This window comes from Streptomyces sp. NPDC055078, assembly GCF_053607985.1.
Genome location: NZ_JBSGUP010000472.1, coordinates 1 through 6,489, shown reverse-complemented (window position 1 = coordinate 6,489; position 6,489 = coordinate 1). Strand labels below are relative to the sequence as shown.

At 70.5% G+C, this 6,489-nt stretch carries 4 protein-coding genes; all 4 read left to right on the top strand.

The features are described 5' to 3' along the window. On the top strand, nucleotides 1–2,203 hold a 2,203-nt coding region (locus tag ACWF94_RS29585; protein WP_453495136.1), incomplete at its 5' end, for a D-alanyl-D-alanine carboxypeptidase family protein. Between the two features lie 368 nt (nucleotides 2,204–2,571). Further along, the gene (locus ACWF94_RS29580) at nucleotides 2,572–4,428 is read left to right on the top strand and encodes an MFS transporter (RefSeq protein WP_453495133.1); all 1,857 of its coding nucleotides are present in this window, start codon (nucleotides 2,572–2,574) and stop codon (nucleotides 4,426–4,428) included. Nucleotides 4,429–4,757: 329 nt separating this feature from the next. Next, nucleotides 4,758–5,609: an SAM-dependent methyltransferase gene (locus tag ACWF94_RS29575; RefSeq protein ID WP_453495130.1), complete on the top strand. Its 852-nt coding sequence runs from the start codon at nucleotides 4,758–4,760 to the stop codon at nucleotides 5,607–5,609. 331 nt (nucleotides 5,610–5,940) lie between these two features. After that, nucleotides 5,941–6,444 carry a DUF4234 domain-containing protein gene (locus tag ACWF94_RS29570; RefSeq protein WP_453495127.1) on the top strand — a complete coding sequence of 168 codons (504 nt, stop codon included), beginning with the start codon at nucleotides 5,941–5,943 and terminating at the stop codon, nucleotides 6,442–6,444. Nucleotides 6,445–6,489: the final 45 nt, after the last annotated feature.

The window sequence follows — 6,489 nt, the reverse complement described above, 5'->3', positions numbered from 1 at the left end:
GGTCAAGGGTTCCCGCGATCCCGCCGCCCCCGCGACCGTAGCGGACACCGACGCCGATGCCGAGGCCGAGCCTGAAGCCGCCGTAGCGGCCGGGCGCGGCGGCGGCAGCGCCGAGGGGGACCCCGGGCCTGGGCGCCCTGGGAACCCTGAGGGTGCCGAAGGTCCGGAGGGCCTGGACCTCGCGGACAAGGAGGCCACCTCCGTATCCGCGAAAGCGAACGCCGGTGCGAATGGCGCAACGGATGCGACCGACGCGACCGATGCGGTGGACGCGACCGGCCAGGACGGGGCCGGGGAGGAGGGCGAGGAGCGCGAGGGCCAGGGCGCCGGTACCGGCTCGGACCCGTCCGGCGACCCGCCCACGGCCGCCGCCACCGCCGCCGAGACCACGGACGCGCCGGATTCGGCGGAGGAGGCGGAGGCGGACGCCGGCGCCGCCGAGCCCCTGGCCGAGCGGCCCGACGCCGATACGGGCACGGGCGCAGGGCCCGGCCCCGACACGTACACCGATACCGATACCGGCACCGACCGGCGTGCGGACAGCGGCGCGGCCGAGCCGGTGGCCGAGCCGGTGGGCGAGGGCGCGGAGCCCGAGGCCCCCTCGGCCCCGGTGGCGCCCGCGGTCGATCAGCCCACCGCCGTCTTCAAGGCGTTCAGCAGGAAGCCGTCCGCCCCGCCTGCGGTCGATCACCCCACCACGGCGCTGAAACTGCCCCCGGCCCCCCGGCCCGAGTCCAACCCGGCTGCGGCCACCCCCGCCGCGGCCCCGGCCGCCCCCGCACCCGCCGCGGCGGGCGAGCGGGCCAGCACCTTCGTACCGCTGCGGCGGGACGACGCGGTCGCCGCTGCCCCTCGCGGCGCGAGCGAGCCGACGCCCGCCGCGCTCACGGAGCCGGAGCGGACGGCGCAGCAGCCGATGCCGCCGCAGCCGCCGCTCGATCTGCTCGCGCAGTTGACGAACACCCCCGACAACGCCGTGCGCACGGTGGTCCGCCGGGTCAAGATCTGGACGCCGCTCCTCGTACTGCTCCTGATCGTCTTTGCGGTCGTACAGGTTCTGCGCCCGCTCCCGGATCCCACGCTCAAGCTCACGGCGGAGCCGGAATTCACCTTCCAGGGTGGCAAGCTCAGCCTGCCGTTCCCCACGGACGGCCAGGGCGCGGTGGAGGTCGAGGGCGTCGGGACGATGGCGCTGTACGGGGAGCAGAAGCCCGCGCCCATCGCGAGTGTCGCCAAGGCGATGACGGCCTATGTGATCCTCAAGGAGCATCCCATCAGCGGTAAGCAGATGGGTGCGGAGATCACTGTCGATCAGCGGGCGGAGGACGAGTCCAAGAAGAAGGACGAGTCCAAGGTGCCGATCCGGCAGGGGCAGAAATTCTCCCAGCGGCACATGCTGGAACTGCTGATGGTCCCCTCCGGGAACAACGCGGCCCGGCTGCTCGCACGCTGGGACGCCGGTTCCGAAGCGGAATTCGTCGAGAAGATGAATGCCGCCGCCAAGGACCTCGGAATGAACGACAGCGTGTACACGGACCCGAGTGGTCTGCTGGCGACCACCGTGTCGACACCGCAGGATCAGCTCAAGCTGGCCGAGGCGGTCATGCAGAACGACATCTTCCGTGAGATCGTCGATTCGACCTCGGTGGAAGTTCCCGGTATCGAGGGGAAGATCTACAACAACAATGACCGGGCGCTGCTCCAGCCCGGTGTCGGCGGTATCAAGACCGGTTCGTCGACCCCGGCGGGCGGAAATCTCCTCTGGTCGGCCGATGTCGAGGTGGACGGCAAGCTCCGCCGGGTCCTCGGGGTCACCATGGGCGTCAAGGACGCCAAGAACCTCGACGCCAAGCTCCAACTGGCGATCACCCACAGCATCACGGTGATCGCCGACGCCCGGAAGGCCGTCACCTCCGCCACCGTGATCAAGAAGGGGCAGGTCGTCGGTCATATCGACAACGGCATGGGCGGCAGTGCCCCGGTCGTCGCCACCCAGGACCTCAAGGCACTCGGCTGGGCGGGCCACCGGATCGAGATCGCGATCAACGACGGAGGCAAGACCCCGCCCCGCTCCGCCGCCGCGGGCGACGTCGTCGGCCAGGTCTCCGTCGGCACCGGCACGGGCCGGGCGACCGCACCGGTCGCACTCCAGCAGGACCTGTCGGAACCTGGATTCGGCGACAAGCTGACCAGGCTCGGCTAGGCGGCCAGGATCCCCCGGGTCGGGCAGCAGGGCGTCCCGGAGAGCCGGGACGCCCTCGTGTTAGCGTCCGGGCAACTCAGGGACACCCGGACAGCGTCCTTGTACGGGACGAGGTACGGGGACGTACGGGACGAGGCACGGGACGGGGACTGGACGAGTCGGCACCCGAACCGCACACGAACGCCACAGAAGGGCATACGAGCAGCACAGACCGGCACGCCACCGGCATATCGGCGCCATAGGGACGCCATACGGACCGGACAGGAACGGCACGCGAAACGGTCCACGGACGGCACGTGGACAGCACACCGCACAGCACACACGAGCGCGTACCAGCGCATATGGGCGGGGAGACGGGGAGAGTCGCAGTGACTACCGCTGAGCCGGTCCGGACGGGCGGCAGCAGCACCTCTACGGGACCGCGAATACGTCTGCCGCGGTCCGACTCACCGCCCGGCCCCGAAGGGAAGGGCGGGAAACGCCCGCCCGGTGTTCCGCCCGGTGTCCTGGCCGATGTCCGCGACCGGCTGACCCGTCGCCCCGTCCTGGTGACGACGGTGCTCGCCGCCCTGCTGCATGTCCTCTGGTTCCTCTTCTTCGCCAACAGCGGCGGCGACCTCGCGGCCCAGGACGCCTGGGCCGAGTTCGTCGGCCGCCACCCCGACTCCGCGTACAACCTCGCCTGGTACGGCGGGATGCACCCGGTCTCGTACAGCGTCGTCTCGCCGTATCTGATGTCGCTGATCGGCGTCCGCTCCACGATGATGGTCGCCGGTACGGTCTCGGCCGCGCTGACCGCGCTGATCCTGGTCCGCGTCCGTGCCGTGCGCAATCCGCTGGCCTGCTCGCTCGCCGGGGTGTTCGCGTTCCTCTGCAACGCGCTGTCCGGCCGGGTGACCTTCGGCCTCGGCATGATGTTCGCGGTCGGCGCGGTCGCCGCGGTGTTCTGCTGGCCGCACCGCTGGCGCCGCAAGCGGTGGGCCAAGGCCGCGGTCGCCGCCCCGCTCGCCGGTCTCGCGACCGCGTCCAGCCCGGTCGCGGGCCTCTTCCTGGGGGTCGTCGCCGCCGCGCTGTTCCTGAACCGGCGCCGCCCCGGTGCGTACGCGCTCGGTCTCGCCCCGGTCGTCGTGGTGGCGCTGTCCTCCTGGCTGTTCCCCTTCTCCGGTACGCAGCCGATGTCGATCGGCTCGACCTCGCTCCCCTTCATCTACGGGGTCTTCGTCTTCCTCCTCGTACCGAAGGACTGGCGCACGGTCCGCGTCTGCGCGGCCGTCTACGCGATCGGCACGCTGGTGACCTGGGCGGTCGACTCCCAGATCGGCTCCAATGTGTCGCGTCTCGCGATGCTCTTCGCGGGTGTGGTGCTGCTGGCGGCACTCCCGTACACCGTGCCGCGTTCACGGAAGTGGTACGCGCTGGTGATCGCGTTCGCGGGCATGAACTTCTGGATCGGCTTCAAGGCCGTCGACGACATGGTCCGTACCGCCCCGACCGCCTCCTGGAACCGCGAACTCGCACCGCTGGTCAGCAAGCTCCAGGAACTCGACGCCGAGCGCGGCCGGGTCGAGGTCGTCCCCGCCAGCAGCCACCGGGAGGCGTCCGCGCTCGCGCCGTACGTCAATCTGGCCCGGGGCTGGAACCGGCAGGCCGATATGAAGCGCAACCCGATCTTCTACGACAAGGACAAGACGCTCACCCCGGCGGACTACCGCGCCTGGCTGGATCGCTGGGCGGTCCGCTATGTCGTTCTGCCGAAGGGTTCGCCCGACACCGGGGGGGTGCAGGAGGCGGCGCTCGTCGAGGAGGGGCAGCCGTATCTGACCCGGGTCTGGGGGAACGCGAGCTGGCAGCTGTTCGCCGTGAAGTCCCCGATGCCGCTCGCCGATCCGCCGGCCACCGTCGACCAGGTGGGTGCGCGCGAGCTGAAGATCCAGGTGACGGAGGCGGGCCGGGTGCTGATCCGGATTCCGTACTCGCCCTGGCTGAGCATCGTGGACGAGAAGGGCAAGAAGGTGAAGGGCCCGGAGGAGACGGCGGCGTCGAAGGAGCGCGAGGACGGTCAGCCGAAGACCTTCACCAATGTGAACGGCTGCCTGATCAAGGCGGAGGAGGACGCGGAGGGCGACGAGTGGACCGAGCTGGTCGCGCCCCGGGCGGGGGAGTACCGGCTGGCGGCTCCGTACGACCTGCCCCGTGGCTCCGCCTGCCCCGAGGAACTGCGGTAGTCCGCGCCGCCATCTCCTCCGGTCCGCTGTGGTGCCGGGTACTCCTGCCGGGTGGATCAGGTGGGTCAGGTGATCAGGTGGACCGTTCGGACCGGGCGGCACCGTCCGGACGGGTGGGACCGTCCGGGTGCCGCAGGTCCGTCCGGGTGTGTCCGCCCCTGTCACTGTGTCCCCAGCCTCCCCGCCGGTGAACTCACATACCGTCAAATCAACCCCACCGGGGGCCGGTTGAAGGATTTGTGGCTGCGCGTGGGGACCTGGACCAGGGAGTAGCCTGCCACAATTGGGTTCACGCCCTGTGTCCCCATGGGAAAGACGGAGTGTGCGCTGTGGTCAGTGACAACCGATCCGGGAGGTCCCCGGTCCCCTTCGATGTGCCCACCTCGGCCCGCGCCTACGGCTGGATGCTCGGTGGCAAGGACAACTACGAGGTCGACCGCAAGTTCCTGCTCTCCACCCTGCCCGACTTTCCCGAGTGTGTGGACATCGCGCGGCAGAATCGTGAGTTCCTGTACCGCGCGGTGCGCTATCTGGCCAAGGAGGCGGGGGTCCGTCAGTTCATCGACATGGGCTGCGGGCTGCCGACGGACAACAACGTCCACCAGGTCGCGCAGAGCTTCCTGCCGGACGCCCGCGTGGTCTATGTGGACATCGACCCGATCGTGCTCGCGCACGGCCAGGCCCTGCTGGCGGACGACGACAGCACCACGGTGATCAACGCCGATATGCGCGATCAGCAGCCGATACTGGACAGCCCCGAGGTGGAGCGGCTGATCGACCTCACCGAGCCGGTCGCGGTGCTCTTCCTGTCGGTGGTCCACCACCTCAGCGACGCCGACGACCCCCGCCGCGCCCTCCGGACGATCATCGACCAGGCCGTGCCCGGCAGTTATCTGGGCGTGTCCCAGGTCGTCTCCGACGACCCGGTCGCGGGCGCCGAGATGTCCCGGCACATCTCGGGCCTCGGCATCCCCTGGCAGACCCGCACCCCCGCCGAACTCAATGTCTTCCTCGACGGCCTGGACCCCGTCGACCCCGGTCTGGTCAACCTCGTCGACTGGCGCCCCGACCCCGACCAGCCCCCACTGGCGACCGTCCACCCGAATCTCGCCCCGTACCTCGGCGCCAGCGCCCGCGACCAGCGTGTCTACGAGTACGGCGGCCTCCTCCGCAAACCCTGACCGGCCCGGCCGGACGGGATCCCGGCGCGGCACTCCGTACGAGCTGTGCTCGCGCTGCCGCACCGGCACCCCCGCACGGGCGAAACCGTGGTCCCAGGGACCCGGCGCCGCCCCGGGGTTCGGCGGTCGGGCCCGCCCGGCACCTGGGGGAACCGTTGAGCCGTCACCTCTGCCGGGGCCGATTTCGACCCCGCGCCGGACGTGCCGAGAGTCGTACCCGATCACGAAGACATGTCAGGCGGTAACGAACCGGCAACTGCCACCGCGCCGCCTGTTACGCCCTGTCAGTCTGCTCCGACTGAGACCAGCGCCACCCTACGGAGCCAACTACATGGTTGATGTCCAGCCCAATTCCGAGTCCGGCAGTACCGCCTCGGCCCTGGCCGACGGCCCGGTCCCGCCCGGCGGCCCCGGCACCCCTGCCGCGGGCAGTTCGACCGGCCTGACCATGAAACGCCGCGGCTCCGTCGCGGTCTGGATCGGCCTGCCGCTGGTCACCCTCGGAATCTACAATCTGGTCTGGTACTACAAGATCCACAATGAACTCCAGGAGTTCGACCGGCGTCTCGCCCTCAAGCCGACCGGCAGCCTCCTGGTCCTGATCTTCCTGGGCTGGACCCTGATCGCCCCGCTGATCTCCTTCCGCAACACGGGGAGGGCCATCGCGGACGCCCAGCGCGCGGCCGGCCTCCCGGTGACGTGCAGCCCCGCGTCCAGTGCGTTCCTGGTCTTCGTCTTCGGCCTGAACATCTGGTACATGCAGCGCCAGCTCAACCTGGTCGTCGACGCCTACCCCGGCACCACACCGGGCACCGAGGTATCCCTGGCGGCCTGAACCCGGCACTCCGGAGCCCTGGCCGCCGCCTGCGGTGGCCAGGGC

Excerpts from the sequence above, each read along its gene's own strand:
- ACWF94_RS29570 (WP_453495127.1), top strand. The coding sequence starts at position 5,941 with ATGGTTGATGTCCAGCCCAATTCCGAGTCCGGCAGTACCGCCTCGGCC.